The organism is Lentzea terrae (assembly GCF_003265345.1).
Classification (GTDB): domain Bacteria; phylum Actinomycetota; class Actinomycetes; order Mycobacteriales; family Pseudonocardiaceae; genus Lentzea; species Lentzea terrae.
This window is the reverse complement of sequence record NZ_QFWW01000008.1, coordinates 322,958-345,302: the sequence shown is the minus strand read 5'-3', so window position 1 is coordinate 345,302 and position 22,345 is coordinate 322,958. Positions and strand designations below refer to the sequence as shown.

Here is a 22,345-nt window from a genome sequence, read left to right as displayed (position 1 = left end):
GACCTACGAGAACGACGTGATCATCGAGTGGCTGTTCGCCCAGTCACGTCGCCGGCGGCGCTGACGGGCAGGGACAGCAGCCTGGAGCTCAGCGACTTCCCGTGCGTGTCCAGTGCCAGCGAAGTCGTCACGCCGCCGTCGATGACCTGGTGGCACACGAAGTGCAGGGCCGCCAGGTTCGGCAGCTCGTGGCGCACCACGGCGCCGGCGACGAACTCCGCGAGGTGCTCGCGGACCCGCTCGGCGGTGACCTCGCGCAGCAACAGCGAGAAAAACCTTTCGTCGTAGGGGAAAACGGACAGGGTGGCAACATTTCCCTTGTCACCGGCGCGGCAGTGGGCGAGGTCATGGAGCAACATCGGCGGTCTCCACCAGAGTGACCACGGGACGCACCAGTTCCCGCGGGATGAGGGTTGACGCGATCCCGAGCACCTCGCCGATGTGCACGCGCACCCCGCCGCCGCCGGCGGGACCGTTGGTGTACAACGACTCGACCTCGTCTCCGATCGCTTCGAGCACCACGTCGTCGTGGCTGATCGCGGCCACGCGCAGGCGGCAGTCCGTTTCGCCGCCGAGCACCTCGGCCCGCAACGGCAGGCCGGACAGCCGGGTGGTGACGATCTCAGCGGCCAGCGCCGCCCGTGCGGCGGCGTTCGGGCCCACGTACGAGATCTCGGCCTCGACCTTCTTCCCGGCGCGGTAACCGACGCTCACCTTGAGCCGGTCGGGTCGCGCCGTCCCACGCGCGCCCGCGACGCGCACCCCGCGTGGGTGCTCGTCGACAGTCACCGCGCGCACGTCGAGCACGACGTCGGGCGTTCGGTACGCGGCCGGATCGGTGATCTCGTACAGCAGTTGCTCCCGCACGGTCGCGCGGGACAGCACACCACCGGTGCCGGGCAGCTTGCCCAGTTCCGCCGTCCCGTCCGCGGCCACGTCGGCGAACGGGAAACCGAGGTTGGCCAGATCAGGCACGTCCTGGTAACCGGGATCGGCGAAGTAGCCGCCGGTGAGCTGGCCCGCGCACTCCAGCAGGTGCCCGACGAGGGTGCCGGCGGCGGTCGTCACGACGTCGCCGAGGTCCCAGCCGAGCCGGTGCGCGAGCGGGGCCAGGAACAGCGACGGATCGGCGACCCGGCCGGTGATGATCACGTCCGCGCCGGCGTCCAGGGCCGGCAGGATCGCGTCTGCGCCGAGGTAGGCGTTGGCCGAGACGATCTCGCCGTGCTCGCGCAACGGGATGCCGTTCTCCCAGGCGGGTGCGTCCAGGTCGACCTCGGCGAGCACGTCGTCCCCGGTCACGACAGCGACCGCGGCGCGTGCCCCGATCCGGTCCAGCAGCGCCCTGGTGACCCGGCCCGCAGCCAGTGGATTCGCCGCGCCCATGTTCGTCAGCACTCGCACGCCGTGCTCGACCGCCGGCGGCAGCAGCCGTTCGAACCGGGCGGGCAGCCGGTGGTCGTACCCGGCGCCGGGGTCGGTGAGCCTGCGCTGCTGGGCCAACGCGATCGTGCGCTCCCCCAGGCACTCCAGCACGAGGTCGGCGAGTCCGGCGCGGTGCAGCAGGTCCTCCGCCGGCTCGATCCGGTCACCGGCGAACCCCGCGCCGCAGCCGATCCTGGTCGTTGGCATGTGGTCCCCTCGTGGTGTGGCCCGGAACGTTGCCGGGGAATTCGCGGTCAGACGGGTGCATCGTGGTGCCGCCCCCGCTTCCTCATCCTGGTTGGCTGTGGGCGCGGGGGCGGTGCCGCGAGGCGCCCTGCTGAGCGTGGATCACCTCGCCAACGTTCCGGGACGCGCCACTAGAACGAGATCGCGCCGGTGAGCAGGGCCACGACGGTCATCACGATCGTCGTGCCGAACGCCCATTTGAAGATGAACCGCTGGTGTGCGCCCAAATCCACCCCGCTCATGCCGACGAGGATGAACGTGGACGCGGTCAGCGGGCTCAACGGGAAGCCGGTCGTCATCTGCCCGAGAATCGCCGCCGTGCCGATCTCGGCCGCGCTGCCGCCGAAGGCGGACGACGTCTCCGCGAGCACCGGCAGCACACCGAAGTAGTACGCGTCCGGCGTGAACACCAGGCTCAGCGGCATGCTCGTGACGGCGACCACGATCGGCAGCAGCCCGCCGGCACCGTCCGGGATGACGCCGGCCAGGCTGCGCGCCATCGCGGGAATCATCCCGGTACCGGTCAGGATGCCGGTGAACACGCCCGCCGCGAAGATCATCGCCGTGACCAGCACGACGTTGCCGCCGTGCTTGGCGAACAACTCCTGCTGCTGAGCCCACGCCGGCCGGTTCACGATCACCGCGACCACGAAGGCGATCACGAAGGCCACTTCGAGCTTCACCAACTGCCCGAGGAGCACGACGACCAGCGCGAGCGTGAGCACCACGTTGAACCAGAAGCGGAAGCTCTCCAGCCGGGTGCGCTCGGGCGGCTCCGCGTCGTCGTCGACTTCCACCACCCCGAGCCGCTTGCGCTCGGTCCGTCCGATGAGGAAGGCGGCTACGAGCACCCACACGATGCCGGCGGCCATCGCGGGAAGGGCGGGCACGAACACCTCGGAGCTGTCTAGCTCGAGCGCAGCCATGGCCCGCGCGGTCGGGCCGCCCCACGGCACCATGTTCATCACGCCCGCCCCGAGGCAGATCACCCCGGCCAGCACCAGCGGGCGCATGCCCAGCCTGTGGTAGATCGGCAGCAGCGCCGAGACGGTGATCAGGAACGTCGAGGCGCCGTCCCCGTCGAGCGCGACGAGCAGGGTCAGCACCGCCGTGCCGACCGTGATCTTGAGCGGATCCCCTTTCGCCCAGCGCAACACGCGCCTCACCGCGGGGTCGAACAGGCCGACGTCGACCATCAGGCTGAAGTAGAGGACCGCGAACGTGATCATGACGGCGACCGGGGCGACCTTGATCAGCCCGTCGCCGATCAGCGTGCCCAGCCTGCCGCCGAACCCCGTCAGCAGCGCGGCCAGGATCGGCAGCGCGGTCAGCGCGATGAGCACCGACACCCGCCGGGACAACACCGCAACCAGGAACACGGCAATCGTGATGAAGCCACCCGCGGCGAGCATCGTCGACCTCCTTCGAGTGCCCCAACCTTGCGGCGAATGCGCTATCGCTTTCAAGCATTGGAATTCGATAGATTGATGTACTGTGCGCATGGATCTGACCATCCAGCAGCTCCGCGTGGTCGTCGCCGTGCACGACGCCGGCAGCTTCACCACGGCCGCGGAAGAACTTCTGCTCGCGCAGTCGTCACTGAGCCGATGCGTGCTGGAGGTGGAACGCAAGCTCGGCGTCGCATTGTTCGAACGCACCACGCGCCGGCTGGAGCCGACCGCGGAAGGACGCGAGTTCGTCGCGACCGCACGCTCGACGCTCGCGACGTTCGACGCGAACCTCCGGCACTTCGAGGGTTTCCTGGACGGGCGGCGCGGACGGGTCCGGGTGGCCGCGCTGCCGTCGCTCGCCGCGATCCTGTTGCCCTCCATCGTGTCCACCTACCAGCGGGCACGCCCGGACGTCGAACTGTCCATTGAGGACGCTCTGGCGACCGAGGTGCTCGACCGGGTGCGCACGGGTGTCGTCGACTTCGCGGTCACCGTCGTGTCCGCGGTGGCCGAGCCCGCGGACGACCTCGAGGTCACCCCGGTGGCGACCGATCGGTTCTGCTGCGTCTTCCCACCGGACCACGCCTTCGCCGCACTCGACGAGGTGGCCTGGGCGGATCTCGCCGGCGAGGCGTTCATCGCGTTCGACCGCACGACCAGCATCCGCCAGCACCTCGACCGCGCGTTCGCCGAGTCCGGCGCCCGCCCGAGAAACGCGATCGAGGCACGCAACATCAGCGCCGTGGCCGGCCTCGTCGCGGCGGGCCTGGGCGTGTCGGCCGTGCCCGGCCTGGTGCTGCCGCTGACGCAGTTCGCCGGCCTGCTGCACCGGCCGCTCGGCACACCACGCACCGAGCGCCGCATCGCCATCGTCCGCGTGCCCCACCGGCCGCTGTCGCCGGCCGCTGCCGCGTTCCGCACCGCGATCACCGACGCGGGCCGCCGGCGTCTTCCGCTGCCGCCGGAAAGCACTTGGCTGCCGCAACGGCCGGCAGCGCCCGCCAGGCCGTCCCCCAGGTGATGTGGGGGACTCCAGCGACGATGACTTTTGACCGGCCCGCGCAACCGGACGTTTCGGGGAGGGACGAAACGTGTCAGCGAAGTTGACGTTGTTCGCGCACCGCTGGCAGGGTCGATCCCGGAGGGCGTCTTCACGCGGCTGGGGGGTGAACGGCCCGAAACTGTCCACTGACGATTGCTGTCGACGGGCTGCTTCTCATACGTGGCCCGGCAGTGATTCCGCACCAACGCCCGAGGTTGCTCGAACCACGGCGAGTTTCACTTCATCGCAGAAAGATCGAGGGGAAGTCTTTTGAAATTGAGAACCAGAATTATTGCGCTCATCACGTTCACTCTGTCCGCGGTCTTGGTCGGTACCACGCCGGCGCCTGCCGCCACTGCCCAGACCGTGGAACTCGCGGCGCCGGCGGGCAGCGGCCTCCCGCCCTACGTCGCCGTCATCAAGCCGGTCACCGCGAAACGGCTCGCTTCCAGCTGGCGCGAAGAGTGCCCCATCGGGCCCGATCAGCTGCGGCTGATCAGCCTGAACTTCGTCGGCTTCGACGGTGCGGTGCACCGCGGCGAACTGGTCGTCAACGCCGATCTCGCCGTCGAGGTCGCCCGCGTCTTCGCCGACCTGTACTTCGGCCGGTTCCCCATCCAGCGGATGGAGACCGTGGAGAAGTACAACTCCGACGACGACGCCTCGATGGCGGCGAACAACACCTCGGCGTTCAACTGCCGGCCGATCACCGGCGGCACCGCCTGGTCCAACCACTCCTACGGACGTGCCATCGACATCAACCCCGTGCAGAACCCCTACATCTCCCGCAGCGGCGCGGTCTACCCGCCCAACGGCGCGCCCTACGTCGACCGCACCCAGCACGTGCCCGGCATGATCCACGCGGGCGACGCCACCGAGCAGGCGTTCACCACACGCGGCTGGACCTGGGGCGGCTTCTGGGACACTCCGATCGACTACCAGCACTTCGAGAAGCCCTGACGCCGACCCGAGAAGCCGTCGGTGCGGCGTGCCGCACCGAGTGACGCGAACAGCGCCTGGGATCGCCGCCGGACGGAGTGGCGGCGGTCCCAGGCGTCAACGCCCTCCGCAAGTCCAATATGGACAGAAGGTGAACTGTCCAGCATGAGAGTCATCCGGCTGGGGCTGGCGCCGTGGTGTCGCACCGGATCGGGCTCGACGACGTCGGTGGCAGGTTCGACGGGATGAGAACAGGCACCCGACTCGCGATCCCTGCTCGTGTTCACGTCTTGACCCCCTCTCGCCAGAGTTGTTTGGATGACATCTCGGGGAGAGGAGCCGGCGATGCGGCCCATTCGTTCAGCGTGTCTTGCGATCCTTCTTCTTTCGGCGTCAGTTGCCTGCACGAGTGAGCCGGGTGCAGTGGGCACCACGACCAAGGTCACCTACCTCACGTCGTTCAACACGTTCGGACGCGACGCTTACGCCTATGTCGCGCAGGAGAAGGGTTTCTTCACCGCTGCCGGTCTCGACGTGACGATCAACCCCGGCAGCGGCACGGTGGACGTGCTCAAGCTGGTGGCCGGCGGACGGGCGCACTTCGGGGTCGCCGACGCCACCGGCACAATGATCACGCTGGCCAAGGAGAAAATGCCTGTGATCGCGGTCGCCGCGGTCCAGCAGCGCACCGTGGCGGCCATCATCGCCCTCGAAGGCGGCCGGATCGCGGCGCCGGCGGACCTCGTCGGCAAGAAGGTCGCCGACCCGCCCGGCTCGACGGTCAAGCTGATGTTCCCGTTGTACGCCAAGGCCGCAGGCATCGACCCCGGCAAGGTCGAGTTCGTGCCCTCAGCGCCGCCCGCGCTGCCGCAGTTGCTGGCCTCCGGGCAGGTGGACGCGATCGGTCAGTTCGTCGTCGGCAAGCCGCTGATCGAGGCGGCAGCGTCCGGACGCAAGGCGATCGTCCTGCCCTACGGCGATCTCCTGCCGGACCTGTACGGCAACATGCTGGTCACGACGAAGGACCTGGCCGACCGGGACCCTGAACTGGTCCGGCGGTTCAGTGACGCGTTGCTCAAGGGGCTCCAGTATTCGATCGAGCATGCTGACGAGGCCGGCCAGATCCTCCGCAAGTACCAGCCCACGCAGAACTCCGACGTGGCCTCCGCAGAGATGCGACTGATGACCGGCTATTCCAGGCCGGACGGGTTCGGCGGCCCTCTCGGCGCGGTCGACGAGGGCCGGATCGACACGATCATCCAGTTGCTCGAACAGGCACAGGCGATCCCGGCAGGATCGCTGCGGCCCGCCGATCTGGTGAACTTCGGGCTGGCTCCCAAGTCGTGACGCACTCAGTGCGCCCCGGGCACCAGCTCCAGGAACTCCCAACGGGCGTCCTGAGCCAGACCGGCCAGCCACTTGCCGCAGTTCTGCAGCACCACCGGGCCGGACGTGATGTGCTGAGTGCCCGCGTTGAGATCGCGGTAGTACCGCTGCAGGTCGCCCTGGCGCATCGCGGCGGTGGCGGCCCACTGGTACACGATCTGACCGACGGATTGCACGGACCAGGTCGTGTTGTTGAGCATCAACCGCGTCAGGGTCTCCTGCTCGGTGCTCAGTTTCTCGCCGCGGTCCAGCGTCGCCTCGTTGTCGGCCCAAACCTCCATGGCCCACGCGCGAGCCGCGCGGAACTTCGCCTCGGCCCGCGCGAAGGTGGCATGGAAGTAGCCGGTGTCGACCGAGGCGTTGTGCGTACCCGTTTTGGTGGCTGCCAAGGCTTTCATCTCGTCGAGCATCCGCCGTCCGACGCCGAGCGCCCAGCCGGTGTGGCATATCCCGGACAGGTTCACCAAGCCGAGGCGGTAGTACGCGCCACCGTGCAGGTTCTCTGTCGTGGTGGCGTCGTACACGTGCGTCGCCGGAACGAACACGTCCTGGCACCCGTAGTCGATGCTGTGCGTCGCACGGAGTCCCAGCACATCCCAGTTGTCGACCAGGGTCGCCTGTTCCTTGGGAAAGGTGAAGACCAGCGGCCGGCCCGTCTCGGCGCAGAACGCGGCGGTGTGGATGTGACTGGCCAGCTGGATTCCGGAGGCGAAGCTCCACTGCCCGCTGATCCGGTAGCCGCCGTCGACGCGCACCGCATCGCCCAGCCGCGTTCCCTGCCCGGCGATGGTGGCGTGCCGGCCGGCGGGCACGTCCGGGTAAAGGTCCTCGGCGGCCTCCCGACCGAGGTAGGCGCCGGTGGAGCCGGTGACCATCTGCAGCGCCATGACCGACCAGCCCGCGGACGCTTCGTGATAAGAAAGCCGCTCGATGGTCTGCATCACCTGCGACGGTGAGAACTCGTACCCGCCGAGCTCCCGGGGAATGCTGATCTTCACGACCTCCGTCGCGTCCAGTGCTCGCATCATCTCCTCGGTGAGCTGACGCACCGTCTCGCTCTTGTCCGCTTCACTGCGCAGGACGGGCGCGACGTCCTCGATCCGGCGGGCAATGGTGTCGTATTCGGCACTGACATGCAGCTGTCCCATACGAACCCCCAAGATGCGACGCGACAAACCCCAGCATAGGGCGACGCGCAACCCGTTGCGACCGCCTCAGGCGGACAGGGAACGGCGCGGACGGTGACGGGCGACCGTCCATCTATCCGTCCTAAGAGGACAGAGCGGGCAAGCTGGCCCGCCTGCAGACCATGGCGTTTCAGCCGGCAAGCTCGACCAGTTCCGACTCGGTCGAGTCCGGAGTGACCACGCCGTCAAAGCTGTAGCTGTCGTCGCAGAAGATGACGTCTATGTCTTCCGGAACGAGTTTCCGGTACCAGATCGCGAACTTCACCACCAGACCGATGCCGCCCTTCAGGTACAGACAGGTGCCGTCCTTGGCCGTGTACGCCTCAACGATGGCGTCTTCGGTCCGGTAGAACCAGTGCACGTCCCCGACCTCGCTCACGATGTGCGGTGCGGGCGGCTGCATCTCGGCAGCCGGCCACTCCTCACGCAGTGCGGCGCGCAGCACGTCGGCGTCGACGTGCCAGGTCGAGCTGTCGAACACGACCAGGTACGACACACAACACCTTCCCTGTGGTCAGCGACTTCAAGCACCGAATTCCAATGCACTTGACTCGAGTTCGCGCTTGAAGAACGTCTCCGGATGCATGAGGCCGTCCGGTGGATCCTGGATCGCGGCGGCTCGTCGCCGAAGTTCCGAGATGTACTGCGGGTCCAGGACGGTGCCGGCGGCGATGGGCTGACGCAGCATAAGCGCACGAGGGCCGGTGTACATGTAGGCGTCTGCTCCGGGGTATCCCTTGCCGGCAGGAGGCTGCCCGGGCCTCGACTCGAAGTACGAGGAGTCCAGTTCGCCCAGCCAGCTTCGTGCGAACGGGATGACCGACGGCCTCGGCCAGGAGGACATCCGCTGTTCCAGCGTGTCGTTCTCCTTCTGAAATCCGTAGTGCGTGGCGATGGTGTACGTCACGTTGGGATACTCGCGTTCATACATCGCCACCGCGCTGCCGCCACCGTGGAGCAGGTGGCTTATTCCGAAGAGCATGAGCGCCTTGTGGTTCTTGGCGAGCACTTCCCTCTTCATCACCGCGGCGACGTGACGGTCACGCTCTTCGAACGGAGCCAGGTCCTCTGGAGTGGTCACCCTGCTCCAGTCGATGGGTGGATCACCGGCCAGCACGCGCAGCTTCTTCGCCGGTGGCAGCTTCTTGTTGACCTGGCGCACCACGGGGAAGAACTGCTCGTAGAAGGCCGAGAAACCACAACTCGGCTGGGTGGTGTTCCGCCACGCCTGGCGCACCTCGCTCAGCGGCACGTCCTCGCCGGCGATGTAGCGGTCCAGGAGTGGCTGGTAGAGCGAGTTGGCACACTCCACGGCGATGTCGTCGACCTTGTCGGGGAACGAGGGGTCACGGATCAGGTCGAGGAACACGGTGTTCGGACTGGCCGCTCCCACGACCTCGTACTTGTCGAATGCGGCGAGGATGGCTTTTGTCGCGTCTTTCGGGCTGGCGCCTGCCTCAGCAGCCGATGTGGTTGAGACGGCCGCCGTAGCGGCCATGACCACGGCCACGGTGAGGCGGATGAGTTCACGCGTCAAGGTCTTCCCTTTCGTTGTCCGGTGCGGAAAACCGTCATGCGAGGCGGAGGATGCGGCGGACGGCGACGTAGAGCAGCAGCGCGGCGAGGGCGACGAAGATGGCGGTCTCGATGCCTTGGAACAACCAGAACCGATCGCCGGGCTGGTAGAGCTGCCAGTTGTGGGCGTCACCCGGAATGCCGAGGCTGGCGCCGCAGTCGGCCCCCGGTCCCGTAGCGTCCGGCGGGCACGCGATCTGCGCGTTCGGGGTGAGCATGGTGCCGGATGCGTCTCGGATGCCGTAGGAGACGACCCAGTCGCCGGCTGCCGGGTTCGTCTGAACGGTGGCCCCCTTGACCGGGAACGTCAGGGTCTCGGCTGGCAGGTAATGCGGTCTGACGAGGGTGGTCAGGGCGATGCGCAGGCCGACGAAGCCGACGAGGGTGGCGGCCATGGCGGGCAGCACTTTCGGCCAAACGGTGCCGGCGAAGACACCCAGCGCCACCGTGAAAAGGGTGTAGCCGACGGGGGCGATGCCCTGCATGTCGAAGAAGAACGTGCTGAAGCGACCGTGTTGCCCGGCCTGGCTGATCGGGGTGAGCCACCAGGACATGCCCAGTCCGCAGCCGACCGCGGCGGCGAGTGTGCCGGCTCCGACGACGCCGCATTTGACCAGGGCCCAGTGCCGCCGGCTGATGCCCTGGGTCCAGACCATGCGGTGTGTGCCGTGTTCGATCTCGCGAGCGACCAGTGGGGCGCCCCAGAACAACCCCATCAGCAGCGGGAGGACGAGGAACAGCACGCCGATCATGCTCATCGCGTTGTACTGGTTGTTGAACTCCGTGAACAACCGGCCGCAGGTGTCAGCGTCGGCCGCGATCAGTGAGGCACGCCCCAGCGCACGGACGCAGTCGTCCAGGCCTTTGTCGGCGAAGGACTGCCGCATCGCCAGGCCGGTCGGGAGCATCAGTGCCGCGAGGACCACGAGTCCCAGCGCGGTGAACAACGCTTGCTTGCGGTGTTGCCGCCAGGCCAGCCAGATCATGCCGACACTCCCCATCCGACGTGAGTGCGACCGGCACCGAGGTCGTCGTCGGCGAGGTAGGCCAGGATGAGGTCCTCCAACGTCACCTCGTGCGACTGCCAGGCGCGATCGTGGATGGGACCGTTGGTGCGGACCAGGAGCGTGGTACTCCGGTCGGTGTGACTGGTCCGGACCACCTGTGCGATCCCGGCAGCCGGCGGGCTGGCGTGCCGGGGGCCGATCAGTTGCCGGTGCTCGCCGCGCAGCTCATCGACGCCGCCGACGAGCTTCGTCTGCGAGGCGTGCACCACGATCAGGAAGTCACAGGTGCGTTCCAAGTCCGCCAGGATGTGCGAGGACAGCAGCACGGTGGTGCCCGTCTCGGCGACGACGCCGGTCAGCGCGTGCAGGAACTCCCGCCGGGCAAGCGGGTCGATGCTGGCGACCGGTTCGTCGAGCAGCAGCAGCCGTGGCCGTTTCGCCATCGCCAGGGCGAGCGCGACCTGTGCCCGTTGGCCACCGGACAGCTTGCCGACCGGCTTGTCGCGCGGGATGCCGATCTGTCCGAGCCGGTCGCGGGCCAGTGCCGTGTCGAAGCGCCGGTTCAGCTTGGCACCCGTGGTGAACAGTTCGTCCGCGGTGAAGTCCCGGTACAGCGGGGTGTCCTGGGCCACGAACCCGATCTCGGCCAGGACCGCCGTGCTGTCGTACGGCGCCTGGCCGAAGACCCGTACCGTGCCCGCGTCGGGCCGCAGCAGGCCGACCGCCATGTGCAGCAGCGTGCTCTTGCCCGCGCCATTGGGACCGACCAGTGCGGCGAACCGCCCGGCAGGCAAGCGCAGCGAGCAGTCCCGCAATGCCCAGGCCCTGCCGTATCTCTTCCCCAGCTGGTCGGTTTCCAGCACGACGTCCATTCGGGAGCCCTCTCGTCCGGCTTGCGCGGTGTGCAGGCTCCGGTTCTACGTGGACACAGGTGGCAGCACGGTGTCGGCGAACGACACGGCGGCGACACCAAAGCGTGCGGGCACGTTGGCGCTGACACCGTGCCGTCACCTGTGGAGTGGCATCTTGGGATCATGCGCGTACTCGTCGTTGAGGATTTCGAGATTCTGGCCCGGACACTCGGTACCGGGCTGCGCCGCGAGGGCATGGCGGTCGACGTCGTCCTCGATGGTGGCGAAGCACTCGAACACCTGGCGATCACGCGCTACGACGTCGTGGTGCTCGACCGGGACCTGCCAGGTGTACCGGGCGACGAAATCTGCCGCCGGATCGTGGCCGAGCACTCCGCGAGCCGGGTGTTGATGCTGACCGCGGCCGCTGCTGTGAAGCAGCGGATCGACGGCCTCGGTCTGGGTGCCGACGACTACCTGCCCAAGCCGTTCGACTTCGCCGAACTGGTGGCGCGGATCCGGGCGTTGGGGCGCCGGGCCGGCGTGGCGGTGCCGCCGATCCTGGACAACGGTGAGCTGACGCTCGATCCCAGCCGGCGCGTCGCGTCCCGCGCCGGGCGCCGGCTGGACCTCAGCCCGAAGGAGTTCGCGGTCCTGGAGTGCCTGCTGGCCGCGGACGGTCGGCTCGTCTCCGCCGAGGAACTCCTCGAACGGGTCTGGGACGAGGCGGCTGACCCGTTCACCACGGCGGTGAAGACAACCATCCGCCGGCTGCGGGCCAAACTCGGTGATCCGCCGATCGTCCACACCGTTCGCGAGGGCGGGTACCGGATCGGCGAACCGTGATGAGGCGCCTGCGGATCCCCCGACGAAGCCTGCACGTCCAGTTGACCCTGCTGTACGCGGTACCTTTCTTCCTCTCCGGCGCCGCGCTGCTCGCGATCCCGCTGCTGGGAACCAACCAGGCCGTTCCGGCCGGTGCAGTCCCCGCCCCTGGCGCCGGTCAGGTCGACAGCAGCGATCTCGACAACCAGCTCGCGAGTTCGGCGGTCGGTGTCGCCGGCACGTTGGTGGTCGCCCTCGTGCTCGGCTGGTTCGTCGCCGGACGATTCCTCCGCCCACTGCGCGCCATCACCACGACCGCCCGGGACATCTCCGCCAACGACCTGCACCGGCGGCTCGGCCGCACCGGTCTGCACGACGAGTTCACCGAACTGGCCGAGACACTCGACGACCTGTTCCAGCGGCTGGAAGCGTCGTTCGAGTCACAGCGGCACTTCGTGGCCAACGCCGCGCACGAACTGCGGACCCCGCTCACCGCGGAACGGACAGTGCTCCAAGTCGCCCTCGCCGACCCGAACACCACGGTCGACACGTTACGCGCAGCCTGCCAGGAGGTTCTCACGCTCAGCGCGCAGCAGGAACGCCTCATCGACGCGTTGCTCACATTGGCCCACGGCGAGCAGGGCATCGAACGGCGAACCCCGCTCGACCTCGCCGAGCTCACCGGCAAGGTGGTCGCCTCCCGTGCCCAGGACGCCGGCCGTCGAGGCGCCCAGCTCCGCACCACGTTCGGTGCCGCACCAGCGGCAGGCGACCCGGACCTGATCGAGCACCTGGTCGTGAACCTGGTCGACAACGCCCTGCGGCACAACACCGCGGCAGGCTGGGCCGAGATCATCACCACGACCACCACAGCGGGCGGCACCCTCCGGGTCAGCAACACCGGGCCGGTGGTGCCACCCGACGAGGTCGAGGCCCTCTTCCAACCCTTCCGGCAACTCGGCGGCCGACGGATCAGGCACGCCGACGGACACGGGCACGGACTCGGTCTGGCCATCGTCCGCGCGATCGCAACCGCGCACGGGGCGCGCCTGAGCGCACAGGCCCGTCCTGGCGGCGGACTGGACATCGAGGTCAGCTTTCCGGCCCAGACGTGTCACTCCCGAATGGAGCGTGCGTGATACCGACGGGATCTCGCGGCACTCAACGTGCCGGATTCCGCTGAACTTGCGCTTGCCGAACGGCAGGATCACCGGGGCGGCCACGAGCTCCCGGCTCGCCACGATCCGCTGCGGCTCCCAGACCAGCAACGCTCTCTCGGTGTCCACAACGGTCTCGTCCCCGACCATCGCCCTGATCCGGCTCGGGATCGGATGATCACGCAGCTCGTGGTGAGCGCTGAAGACCACGTCCGCCATCCGCACCGCCTTGACTGCCTTCTCACGCCCCGCGCAACGCGGCCAGGACGGCCAGCACCCGGCGATGGTCGTCCGGAGCCTCGTGCAGACCGAGTTTGCTGAAAATGCTCGCGTTGTGGCTCTCCACCGTCTTCCCGGCGACCACCAGCCGTTGCGCGATCGCGGTGTTCGACCGGCCCTGCGCCATGAGGGCGAGCACCTCGTGCTCCCGGTCGGTCAGCCGCAGCAACGGGTTGTGAGCCCGCATCAGGTGCCGCATGATCTCCGGATCCACCGCAGTGCGCTCTGCCGCTGGCAGAGCGCCGCGGCCGCTGGCTCTGTCCCGACCAGAAGACCCTGACCAGCCCGATCAAGGCCACCGCCCCCGCGGAGGGGTACTGCGAGGCGTGGGCCTGCCGTTATCGCTACAACGACTTCTTCGCCGACATGAGCGTGCACGGAATCTGGGGATGGAACGGCACAATGCTCGGCCAGATGGACGGATACGCGGACATCCAGCTGACCGGTGCGCAGAGCTGGAGCAAGCCGGTTCGCTACGTCAATTCGAGGGATACTCACGAAGTCATCTTCACGGGTGATCTGCTGAACGCCGCGCCGGGTGCCGAGGGCGACCAGATCGACGGCAAGTTCAGCCTCTACCTCGCCGGAAACGCGGGTGCCGGACAATCCAAGACGTGGGACCCGAACGGCTACAAAGCCTACGACAACACAATGTGGGACCACACACTCGTGCACCAGTTCTCGTTCAAGCACGGCGAATATCCGGGATATTGGTACCTCTACGTCAAGAGCACCTGCATGCACACCGATGACAAACAGATCTACCGCTACTGTGGCGTGAGGCAGGTACCCGCGAACTCGGACGGCGGAGGCTGGCGCCGATGACCGATCTTCCACTGCGCTATCGCGACTACCTCACCGGCTCGGGTGAGGCGGCGCCCACCGGCGCGCCGGATCCCGCGTTCGAGGAGTCGGCGGTCGTGATGAAGCTGCGCGATGGAAGTTGGCACGCGGTCCTGCAGGGACCGACTGCCGTGCTCGAGGAGTTCGTCGGCACTCGGCAGAACGCGATCGACTGGGCACGTCGGCGTTCATCCCGATGCTGGGTCTGTGCGGAAGAACGCGGCGACGTCGAACTGCTCGACGAGTGACGCTCGGCGCCACGACGAGCCCGCTGGCTCCGCACCCTTCACGCAGAGCCAGCGGGCATGGCCCGCTGTCCCTGAAGGTCAAGGACGATGCCATCGGCAGTACGCCCAGTGAGGTCGGAACAACCCGGCACGGTCCTCGCCGGACGACCGGTCTGGTTCGGCAGGTCCACTTCTTCGCGACCAGGCGCCGATGCCATCGCAGCACCGTGCCGGGCAACACCAGTCGATGATCCCGCAACGACACCGGAAGCCGTTGCACCAACTCAGCCGGCACCGCGCGATCAGCCCAAGTTCAACTGCGGACGGCGATCGCCTCGGCGCAACACCGCAACCTCGTGTCGCAACACGAGCTACTCCGAGTCCTTGGCCGCCGAGGACCGACAGAGCAGAACCAACCAACCGACGAGCAGAACGAAGACGACGTACAGCAGTCGTGGCGCCACATTCACGATCCTGCCGCTCCCCCGACCCACGCCCGGATCGCCTCGGCGGTGGTGCCTGCATGATCGGTGAGCACCGTGTCGTGGTGACCCGGCACGTCGACCGAGGAGTGCGGCAACGGCCAGCGCGGCTTCCAGTCGCGCGCCGGGTCGACCTCTGCCATCTCAGGTGTCGGGCCACCGCGCACCAGCAAGGTCGGCACCGGCGAGGCCTCGGGCCGCCAGCCGTCGAAGACTCTGCAGTAGCCACCACCCGCGAGCGCCACCTGGTCTGCGGCGGGATCGTCGTAAAGCTCGCTGGGACGACGTTTTTCAGCGGCCAGCAACGCGAGCGCGCGGGCGTCGTCACGGCTCGCCACACCGTGGTCGGTTTCCAGCAGCACCACACTTGCCGGAGCCTCACCGGTCGCGGCCAGGTGGCCTGCCAGAGCGTGTGCCACCAGGCCACCAGCACAATGTCCGATGAGGACGGTCGGCCGGTCCTCGGCCACCGCGCGCACCGAGTCGGCCAAGGTGCGGACGAGCGTTTTCACGTCCTCCGGAATGCCTCGGTCGGCACCGAAACCGGGATAACCCAACAGGAAGAGGTCGTATTCGCCCTCGAACCGCTGGCTCAGCTGGACTGGTACCGGGTCGCCGACCGCGAGGTAGCTGGGCAGGTAGCACAACACGGGTTCGGCATCCCCCGCCGCGAGCCGCATCGGCGCTACCACGTGCCGCGCGCGCTCGTCGGTGGAGAACGACGGCAGCGCGTACGACGCCAGGATCCTCAGGCCCATCGCCTTGGCCGGGTCCTGGTTGCGCAGGACCTGGTGGTACAGCGCGGCCGGGCGGAGGTTCGGCGACGGAGCTGCGGGAGCAGCCCCGATCAGCAGGGAGTGGACGTGAGTGGCGAGCCGCGGCAGTGTCGGATGGTCGAAAACCGTCGTCGGGCTCAGCCGCAGCCCGGTGACCGCTCCGATCCGGTTGCGCAGCTGCAACACCGTCAGCGAGTCGAATCCCAGTTCGGCGAAGTCCTTGTCCGGCGGCAGTGCAGCCGGGTCCGGGAAGCCGAGCACCGCGGCGACCTCGGCCCGCAGCAGGTCGGTGAGCACCGCGAGACGCTCTTCCGCCGGTACCTCGGCGAGGGTGTGGCTCCAGGTGGCCGGTTCGGCGTCCGCCGCGTCGTGGATCAGGTCACGCAGGATCGCGGGCGCGGGGCCCTGTCGACGCGCGTCCAGCAGGACGGGCACGAGCACGGGTTCGGCGATGCGCATCGCCCGGTCGAACGCGGCCATGCCGGCGGCCGCGCTGAGCGGGAGCACACCGTCGTTCTGCCGCGGCGAGCTCATGCCACCGTCCGACTCCCACAGACCCCAGGCGAGGGACCGTGCGGGCAGTCCGTGCGCGGTCCGGTGCTTGGCCAGCGCGTCGAGGAAGCTGTTCGCCGCCGCGTAGTTCGACTGTCCCGGCCTGCCCAGCACTCCGGCGGCCGACGAGTAGAGCACGAACGCCGACAGCTCCAGGTCCGCCGTGGCATCGTGCAGGTGCCAGGCGGCATCCGCCTTCGGGGCGAGCACCTTCGCGAACCGGTTCGAGTCCATGGCGCCCAGCACGCCGTCGTCCAGCACACCCGCGAGGTGGAACACCGCGGTCAACGCCGGGTCGCAGGAGGCCACGAGGTGGTCGACGGCTGCTCGGTCGCTGACGTCGCACGCCACCACGACGACCTTCGCGGCCAGCTCGTCCGCCCAGTCCGGTCGTTCACCGCGGCGGCTCGCCAGCGTCAGGTTCCGCGCACCGTGTTCGGACACGAGGTGGCGGGCGAGGATCGCGCCCAACGCACCGGTGCCGCCGGTGATCAGCACCGTGCCGTCGGGGTTGAGCGCCAACGGGTCACCTTCCGGAGCGGGTGCGCGGACCAGCCTCGGGGTGAGGAGCTGCCCGCCGCGGACGGACACCTGCGCCGCACCCGAGGTGATGGCGATGTCCAGTGCGGCGTCCGATGCCGGGTGGCCGCACAGGTCGACCAGCACCACGCTGCCGGGTTGTTCCTGCTGCGCGCTGCTCACCATCCCCCAGACCGCGGCGCCGGCCAGATCCGGATCAGGGCCGGTGGCGTTGCGGGTGATCACGACGAGCGGGTCGGCGTGCGGCTTCTTCAGACGGTCGAGTGCTGCCGCGGTCAACTGCCGGGTGCGCTCCGGCGGCGTTCCGGTCGCCCTGATGGCGCGGGTGTCGAACACCTCCCCCGCAGGCACCGCGGGTGCACGTGGGACCGGAACCCAGTCGATCCGGTGCAGCGCACGAGCAGCGACGGCGGCGGCGTGGGCACGACCGTCGAGGCGTCTCGTCACCAGCGACTCGATCGTCGCGATCAACCTGCCCGCCGGGTCGGTGAGCCGGACCCGGACGTCGTCCGGACCGTTGCGGGTGATCCGCACGCGCGCCGCCACCGCATCGGTCCGGTGCAGCTCGACACCCGTGAACGCGAACGGAATCCGCACCACGTCCTGTTCCTCCGGGGCCGCGGCCAGCAACGAGGCGTGCAGGGCGGCGTCCAGCAGGCACGGGTGCAGGGCGTGCGCGGCAACGGCCTGGGTCTCACCGCGCGGCAGGTCCACGTCGGCGAACACCTCGTCGCCGCGCCTCCACAGCGCGGTGACGGCCCGGAAAGCGGGACCATAGCGGTGCCCGCGCACGGCCAGCTTGCCGTAGCTGATGGGCACTCGTTGCGCCCCAGGGGGTGGCCATGCGCCGGGTGATTCCTCAGGCGCACGGGATGTCGCGGGCGCAGCGGTCGCGGTGGCGTGCCGCGTCCACTCACCGTCCGAAGCCGCCCAGATGGAGACCTCGAGCCCGGTTGCGACGACCTGGATCCGTGCCTCGCCCTCCAGCAGCAACGGCTGGTGCACGACCAGCTCGTCCAGCCGCGCCGTACCGGTCGCCTGGAACACCATGTCCACGAAGGCGGCCGCGGGCACGACCACGTCGTCGTTGACCCGGTGATCGGCGAGCCACGGCTGCCCGGCGGTCGACAAAACGCTGGTGTGCCGGACTTCCGGACCGTCGGCGTCGGGTTGTGGCTCGCCCAGCAACGGCGCGCGGACCTGGGCCACCGGCGTGTGGTCGAGCCAGTAGCGCTCGCGCTGGAACGGATGAGTCGGGAGATCGCAGCGGCGGGCGCCGCTGCCCGCGTACACCGCGGGCCAGTCCACGGGTACTCCGTGGACGTGCAGCGTGGCCAGCGCGTCGAGCAGCGCAGCCGGCTCGTTCCCAGCAGACCGGGACATCGGCACGGCACCGTCCACGAGCACGGTGAGCGCGGTGGCCGGGCCGACCTCGGTGAAGATCGTGGCGCCTGCCTCCGCGAGCCAGTCGACCGCGGCGGCGAAACGAACCGGTTCCCTGGCCTGCCGCACCCAGTAACCGGCCTCGGTGAGCGCCTCGGACTCCGGGCGACCGGTCACCGTCGACACCACCGGCACCGTCGGCCGGCGGTAGGTGACCGACTCGGCGACCGCGCGGAACTCGGCGAGGACCGGGTCCAGCAGCGGCGAGTGGAACGCGTAACCGCCCCGCAGCACCTTGTGCGGCCGCCCGATCCGCGCGACCGCCGCGTCCACTGCCGCGGCGGTTCCGGAGAGCACCACGGCACCGGGCCCGTTGACCGCGGCGATGGCGACAGCACCGTCGAGGTGTTGTGCCGCATGCGCTTCGGTCGTCTGCACCGAGACCATCACACCCGGCCGCATCGCGGCCATCGCCCGGCCTCGCGCCGCGACGAGCCGGACCGCGTCGGGCAGGGACAGCACTCCGGCGACGTGCGCCGCGGCCAGTTCGCCGATCGAGTGACCGACGACGTGCCCCGGCCGGACACCCTGCGCGTCGAGCAACGCGCACATCGCCACCTCGAACGCGAACAGTGCGGGCTGCGTGTAGTCCGTGCGGTCCAGCAGATCCGCGGGCAGGTCTGCCAGTGAGATGCCGAACGACGCGAACTCGGCGAAGACCGAGCGGTACGCCTCCCCGAAGGCGGGGAACGCCTCGGCCAGTTCCCGTCCCATGCCCGGCCGTTGTGCGCCCTGACCGGTGAACAGGAACACCGGCCGCAGGTCGTGCTGTGCGATCGCCTTGCGGACCAAAGTATTTCCGGCGCCCCTCGCCAGATCACGCACACCAGCAAGCATCTCCGCGCGGTCCCCGGTGAGCACTGCCGCCCGGTGGCGCAGCGGTGCCCTGGTCGTCGCCAACGAGTATCCGATGTCCACAACGGACTCATCGGACAGCGCCGCGGCGATTCTGGCCGCGTTGGCCCGCAATCCGGCCTCATCGGCGCCGCCGATCACCCACGGCGCCGTGACCACCGTCAGCGGGGACCGGGGGTCCGGTGCAGGCGGTTCCTCGATGATGACGTGCGCGTTGGTGCCGCCGATGCCGAACGACGAGACCGCGCCACGCCGGGGCCGCTCCCCCTTCGGCCACGCCGCGTGCTCGGCCACCAGCCGCACCGCACCGGCCGACCAGTCCACGTGGGGCGAGGGAACGTCCGCGTACAACGACTTCGGCAGCTCGTCGTGGCGCAGCGCCCAGATGAGCTTGATCAGCCCGGCCACCCCTGCCGCGGCCTGCGTGTGCCCGAGGTTCGACTTGACCGACCCGAGCAGCAGTGGGCGGTCCTCTGCGCGGCCCCTGCCGTACGTGGCCAGCAGCGCGGCGACCTCGACCGGATCACCGAGCCTGGTCGCCGTGCCGTGCCCCTCGACGACGTCCACATCGGACTCGTTCAGGCGCGCGTCCGCGAGTGCGAGGCGGATGACCTCCTGCTGCGCCACCGTGCTGGGCGCGGTGAGCCCGTTGGAAGCACCGTCGGAGTTCACCGCGGACCCGCGCAGCACGGCGAGCACCGGATGGCCGTTGCGGCGCGCGTCCGCCAGCCGTTCCAGCACGACCACGCCCGCGCCCTCGGCCCACCCGGTGCCGTCCGCGCCCGCCGAGTACGAGCGGCACCGGCCGTCCGGGGACAGGGCCCGCTGCTGGCTGAACGCGATGAAGGACCGCGGGGTGGCCATCACCGTGGCGCCACCGGCCAGTGCCAGCGAGCACTCACCCGCGCGCAGTGCCCTGGCTGCCAGGTGCAGGGCGACCAGTGAGGACGAGCAGGCCGTGTCGATCGTCATCGACGGACCGCGCAGGCCGAGCACGTAGGAGATTCGTCCGGAAGCGACGCTGCCCGCCGAGCCGAGCACCAGGTGGGACTCCATGTCGGGCAGGTCGAGCCTGGATTCGTAGCCACCGTGCATCAGTCCGACGAAGACGCCGGTGTCCGTGCCGCGCAACGACGACGGCGCGACACCGGAGCGTTCGAAGGCTTCCCAGGCGACCTCCAGGAGCAACCGCTGCTGGGGGTCCATCGCCAGTGCTTCCCGCGGTGAGATCCCGAAGAACGACGGGTCGAAGTCCGCCACGTCCCGCAGGAACCCGCCCCGGCGGGTGTAGCTGGTCCCGGCCCGCTCGGCGTCCGGGTCGTACACCGAGTCCAGGTCCCAGCCCCGGTCGGCGGGGAAGTCGCCGGTCGCGTCGGCACCGTCGCGCACCAGCCGCCACAGGTCCTCGGGTGAGGCCACGCCGCCGGGGTACCGGCAACCGATCCCGACGATCGCCACCGGCTCGGCGGGGTCGTGGCGAGGAGTCACCCGGTCGGTGACCTCGACGGCACCGCCACCCAGCAGTCCCGTGAGGTGCGCCGCCAGTGCTTCGGGAGTCGGGTGCTCCCAGACCAGGGTGGCCGCCAGCCGCAGCCCGGTCCTGGCGGTGAGGCGCTGCCACAACGTCGTCGCCTGCAGCGACGTGACGCCGAAGTCGGCGAACGCGGTGCGCGGATCGGGCCGGGTGCCGTTGATGGCGGCGAGCTCGTCCAGCACCAGTTCGAGCGCCCCGGCGAGGCGTTCGCCGGGTGGGCGCGCGGCGAGCGACTCGGCGACGTCCGTGCGCGCCCGCACCAGCGAATCGCGGAGCACCCGGCGTCGCGGCTTGCCGGACCCCGTGCGCGGAACCGCCGGGATGAACAGGACCTCCTCCGGGACCTTGTGCGCGGAGAGGACCTCAGCGCAGGCACCGAGCAACGCGGCCGGGTCGACCGCATCATCCGCGGGCACGACGAACGCCACCGGCGCCTCGCCCGTGAGCGGGTGTGGTCGCGCAACCACAGCCACGTCGTGGACGCCCGGCAGACCGAGCAACACCCGTTCGACCTCGGCCGGGTCGATCTTGTGCCCACCCCGCACGATGCGATCGCTCACCCGCCCGGTGACGGTGAGGTGCCCGTGCCCGTCCAGGCGCCCCTGGTCGCCGGTGCGGTACCACCCGTCCGGCATCGCCTCCGCGGTCAGCTCCGGTGCGTTGTGGTAGCCGGAGATCAGACCGGGGCCGCGCACCCAGATCTCGTCGTCGGGACCGGTCAGCCGGACCTCGACACCGGGGATCGGCGGGCCGCTCGTGCCGGGCACGCGTGGCGCGCCCGCCGGTTCGACGGCGATCATGCCGCACGTCTCGGTGCTGCCGTAGCAGTCGTGCAGCGGTGCGCCGAGCGCCGCTTCCACCTCCGTGCGCAGCACCGCGTCGCTGGGAGCGCCCGCCGTGAGGCAGATCCGCAGCGACGGTGCCTGCACCAGGCCGGTGGCGAGCAGCTGACGGTAGGTCGCGGGCACGCCGGCCAGCACTGTCGGTTCGAAGCTGGTGATCAGTCCCGCCACGGCGGCCGGATCCCGGCGGGTGCACACCCGCGCGCTCGCACCGGCCACCACGATCCCCAGCAGGCACAGGGAATGGGCGAAGCTGTGCGACATCGGCAGCGGCCACAGCAACCGGTCTCGCTCGGACAGCCCCAGCACCGGCCCGTAGCAGTGCACCGGTGACCACAGGGCCGCACGCTGCGTGGAGACCGCCGCTTTCGGCGTGCCACCCGTGCCGGAGGTGTAGATGAGCCACGCGGGCTCGTCGAGTCCGAGATCGTCGCGCGGCCGCCCCGCCGTCTCCATGAGGGAGTCGTCGCCCAGAACGACGATCCGCTCGTGGCCGAGCGCCCGCACCCGCGGCAACCGCTCCCGATCGGTCACGACCAGCGCCGGTGCGCAGTCGGCGAACAGACCTGCCAGTTCCGCGTCCGTGTTGTGCGGACTGATGAGCACCCCGACCGCCGCCGCCCTGGTCACCGCCAGCAACGCCTCCACGAGCGCCACACCGTCGCCGAGCAGGAGAGCGACCCGCTCGCCGCGGCCGGCCCCGAGTCCCGCCGCCAGCCGCGCGGTCCTGGCCTCCAGCTCACGCCAGGTCACCATCCGGGAATCGTCCGCGTAGGCCACCTTGTCCCCGTGCACGCGAGCGTTGTCTTTCAACAGCTCAGGAAGAGGACGAACAAGCACGCGAACCCCCGACGATCTTCTCCGGCTGCGGACACCGCGAA

General features: G+C 69.5%; 17 protein-coding genes. 7 read left to right on the top strand and 10 right to left on the bottom strand.

What is annotated here, in order from left to right; all coding sequences use genetic code 11:
* Positions 1–20: 20 nt before the first annotated feature.
* The 3 genes from DI276_RS15890 to DI276_RS15880 form a co-directional block, all read right to left on the bottom strand.
* Positions 21–359, bottom strand: a complete 339-nt coding sequence (locus DI276_RS15890; RefSeq protein WP_112264104.1) for an AtuA-related protein — start codon at positions 357–359, stop codon at positions 21–23.
* Positions 346–1,632 (bottom strand): acyclic terpene utilization AtuA family protein, encoded by a 1,287-nt coding sequence (locus DI276_RS15885; protein WP_112264103.1) that lies wholly within the window; start codon positions 1,630–1,632, stop codon positions 346–348. Before DI276_RS15885 ends, DI276_RS15890 begins: the two co-directional genes overlap by 14 nt.
* 170 nt (positions 1,633–1,802) lie before the next feature.
* Positions 1,803–3,083 carry a CitMHS family transporter gene (locus tag DI276_RS15880; protein ID WP_112264102.1) on the bottom strand — a complete coding sequence of 427 codons (1,281 nt, stop codon included), beginning with the start codon at positions 3,081–3,083 and terminating at the stop codon, positions 1,803–1,805.
* An 82-nt stretch (positions 3,084–3,165) separates the two neighbouring features.
* Between DI276_RS15880 and DI276_RS15875 the strand changes: the two genes are divergently transcribed.
* The 3 genes from DI276_RS15875 to DI276_RS15865 all read left to right on the top strand — a co-directional run bounded on the left by DI276_RS15875 (position 3,166) and on the right by DI276_RS15865 (position 6,450).
* Positions 3,166–4,143 carry a LysR family transcriptional regulator gene (locus tag DI276_RS15875; RefSeq protein ID WP_112264101.1) on the top strand — a complete coding sequence of 326 codons (978 nt, stop codon included), beginning with the start codon at positions 3,166–3,168 and terminating at the stop codon, positions 4,141–4,143.
* A gap of 291 nt (positions 4,144–4,434) precedes the next feature.
* The gene (locus tag DI276_RS15870; RefSeq protein WP_112264100.1) at positions 4,435–5,124 is read left to right on the top strand and encodes a M15 family metallopeptidase; all 690 of its coding nucleotides are present in this window, start codon (positions 4,435–4,437) and stop codon (positions 5,122–5,124) included.
* A gap of 402 nt (positions 5,125–5,526) precedes the next feature.
* Positions 5,527–6,450, top strand: a complete 924-nt coding sequence (locus DI276_RS15865) for an ABC transporter substrate-binding protein (protein ID WP_232836683.1) — start codon at positions 5,527–5,529, stop codon at positions 6,448–6,450.
* Between the two features lie 5 nt (positions 6,451–6,455).
* On the opposite strand, the gene DI276_RS15860 is transcribed toward DI276_RS15865, so the two are convergent.
* The 5 genes from DI276_RS15860 to DI276_RS15840 all read right to left on the bottom strand — a co-directional run bounded on the left by DI276_RS15860 (position 6,456) and on the right by DI276_RS15840 (position 11,130).
* Entirely contained in the window at positions 6,456–7,637 is a 1,182-nt protein-coding gene (locus DI276_RS15860; RefSeq protein WP_112264098.1) for an acyl-CoA dehydrogenase family protein, read from the bottom strand.
* A gap of 169 nt (positions 7,638–7,806) precedes the next feature.
* Positions 7,807–8,172: a hypothetical protein gene (locus DI276_RS15855; RefSeq protein ID WP_112264097.1), complete on the bottom strand. Its 366-nt coding sequence runs from the start codon at positions 8,170–8,172 to the stop codon at positions 7,807–7,809.
* 27 nt (positions 8,173–8,199) lie between these two features.
* Complete coding sequence (locus DI276_RS15850) at positions 8,200–9,213, bottom strand: hypothetical protein (protein WP_112264096.1); 1,014 nt, start codon at positions 9,211–9,213, stop codon at positions 8,200–8,202.
* Positions 9,214–9,247: 34 nt separating this feature from the next.
* Positions 9,248–10,237 (bottom strand): transporter, encoded by a 990-nt coding sequence (locus tag DI276_RS15845; RefSeq protein ID WP_112264095.1) that lies wholly within the window; start codon positions 10,235–10,237, stop codon positions 9,248–9,250.
* On the bottom strand, positions 10,234–11,130 hold the full coding sequence (locus DI276_RS15840; RefSeq protein WP_112264094.1) for an ABC transporter ATP-binding protein: 897 nt from the start codon (positions 11,128–11,130) through the stop codon (positions 10,234–10,236). Before DI276_RS15840 ends, DI276_RS15845 begins: the two co-directional genes overlap by 4 nt.
* 162 nt (positions 11,131–11,292) lie before the next feature.
* On the opposite strand from DI276_RS15840, the gene DI276_RS15835 reads away from it, so the two are divergent.
* A complete protein-coding gene (locus tag DI276_RS15835; protein ID WP_112264093.1) occupies positions 11,293–11,955 on the top strand; it encodes a response regulator transcription factor in 663 nt (220 codons plus the stop codon).
* Positions 11,955–13,073 (top strand): sensor histidine kinase, encoded by a 1,119-nt coding sequence (locus DI276_RS15830; RefSeq protein WP_112264092.1) that lies wholly within the window; start codon positions 11,955–11,957, stop codon positions 13,071–13,073. Before DI276_RS15835 ends, DI276_RS15830 begins: the two co-directional genes overlap by 1 nt.
* Positions 13,074–13,332: 259 nt before the next feature.
* Here the strand turns inward: DI276_RS15830 and DI276_RS15820 are convergent, their stop codons facing one another.
* On the bottom strand, positions 13,333–13,584 hold the full coding sequence (locus tag DI276_RS15820) for a response regulator transcription factor (protein WP_232836682.1): 252 nt from the start codon (positions 13,582–13,584) through the stop codon (positions 13,333–13,335).
* A gap of 152 nt (positions 13,585–13,736) precedes the next feature.
* Here DI276_RS15820 and DI276_RS15815 point away from each other — a divergent pair, with 152 nt between their 5' ends.
* On the top strand, positions 13,737–14,195 hold the full coding sequence (locus DI276_RS15815) for a hypothetical protein (protein WP_157984736.1): 459 nt from the start codon (positions 13,737–13,739) through the stop codon (positions 14,193–14,195).
* Positions 14,192–14,461 carry a hypothetical protein gene (locus tag DI276_RS15810; protein ID WP_112264088.1) on the top strand — a complete coding sequence of 90 codons (270 nt, stop codon included), beginning with the start codon at positions 14,192–14,194 and terminating at the stop codon, positions 14,459–14,461. Before DI276_RS15815 ends, DI276_RS15810 begins: the two co-directional genes overlap by 4 nt.
* 445 nt (positions 14,462–14,906) lie before the next feature.
* Here DI276_RS15810 and DI276_RS15800 read toward each other — a convergent pair whose 3' ends face one another.
* Complete coding sequence (locus DI276_RS15800; protein ID WP_232836681.1) at positions 14,907–22,277, bottom strand: SDR family NAD(P)-dependent oxidoreductase; 7,371 nt, start codon at positions 22,275–22,277, stop codon at positions 14,907–14,909.
* Positions 22,278–22,345 lie beyond the last annotated feature (68 nt).

Bases quoted from the DNA above. Each gene is read 5' to 3' on its own strand.
- DI276_RS15890 (WP_112264104.1), bottom strand. From the start codon at position 359: ATGTTGCTCCATGACCTCGCCCACTGCCGCGCCGGTGACAAGGGAAAT.
- DI276_RS15885 (WP_112264103.1), bottom strand. From the start codon at position 1,632: ATGCCAACGACCAGGATCGGCTGCGGCGCGGGGTTCGCCGGTGACCGG.
- DI276_RS15880 (WP_112264102.1), bottom strand. From the start codon at position 3,083: ATGCTCGCCGCGGGTGGCTTCATCACGATTGCCGTGTTCCTGGTTGCG.
- DI276_RS15860 (WP_112264098.1), bottom strand. From the start codon at position 7,637: ATGGGACAGCTGCATGTCAGTGCCGAATACGACACCATTGCCCGCCGG.
- DI276_RS15845 (WP_112264095.1), bottom strand. From the start codon at position 10,237: ATGATCTGGCTGGCCTGGCGGCAACACCGCAAGCAAGCGTTGTTCACC.
- DI276_RS15840 (WP_112264094.1), bottom strand. From the start codon at position 11,130: ATGGACGTCGTGCTGGAAACCGACCAGCTGGGGAAGAGATACGGCAGG.
- DI276_RS15835 (WP_112264093.1), top strand. From the start codon at position 11,293: ATGCGCGTACTCGTCGTTGAGGATTTCGAGATTCTGGCCCGGACACTC.
- DI276_RS15830 (WP_112264092.1), top strand. From the start codon at position 11,955: ATGAGGCGCCTGCGGATCCCCCGACGAAGCCTGCACGTCCAGTTGACC.
- DI276_RS15815 (WP_157984736.1), top strand. From the start codon at position 13,737: ATGAGCGTGCACGGAATCTGGGGATGGAACGGCACAATGCTCGGCCAG.
- DI276_RS15810 (WP_112264088.1), top strand. From the start codon at position 14,192: ATGACCGATCTTCCACTGCGCTATCGCGACTACCTCACCGGCTCGGGT.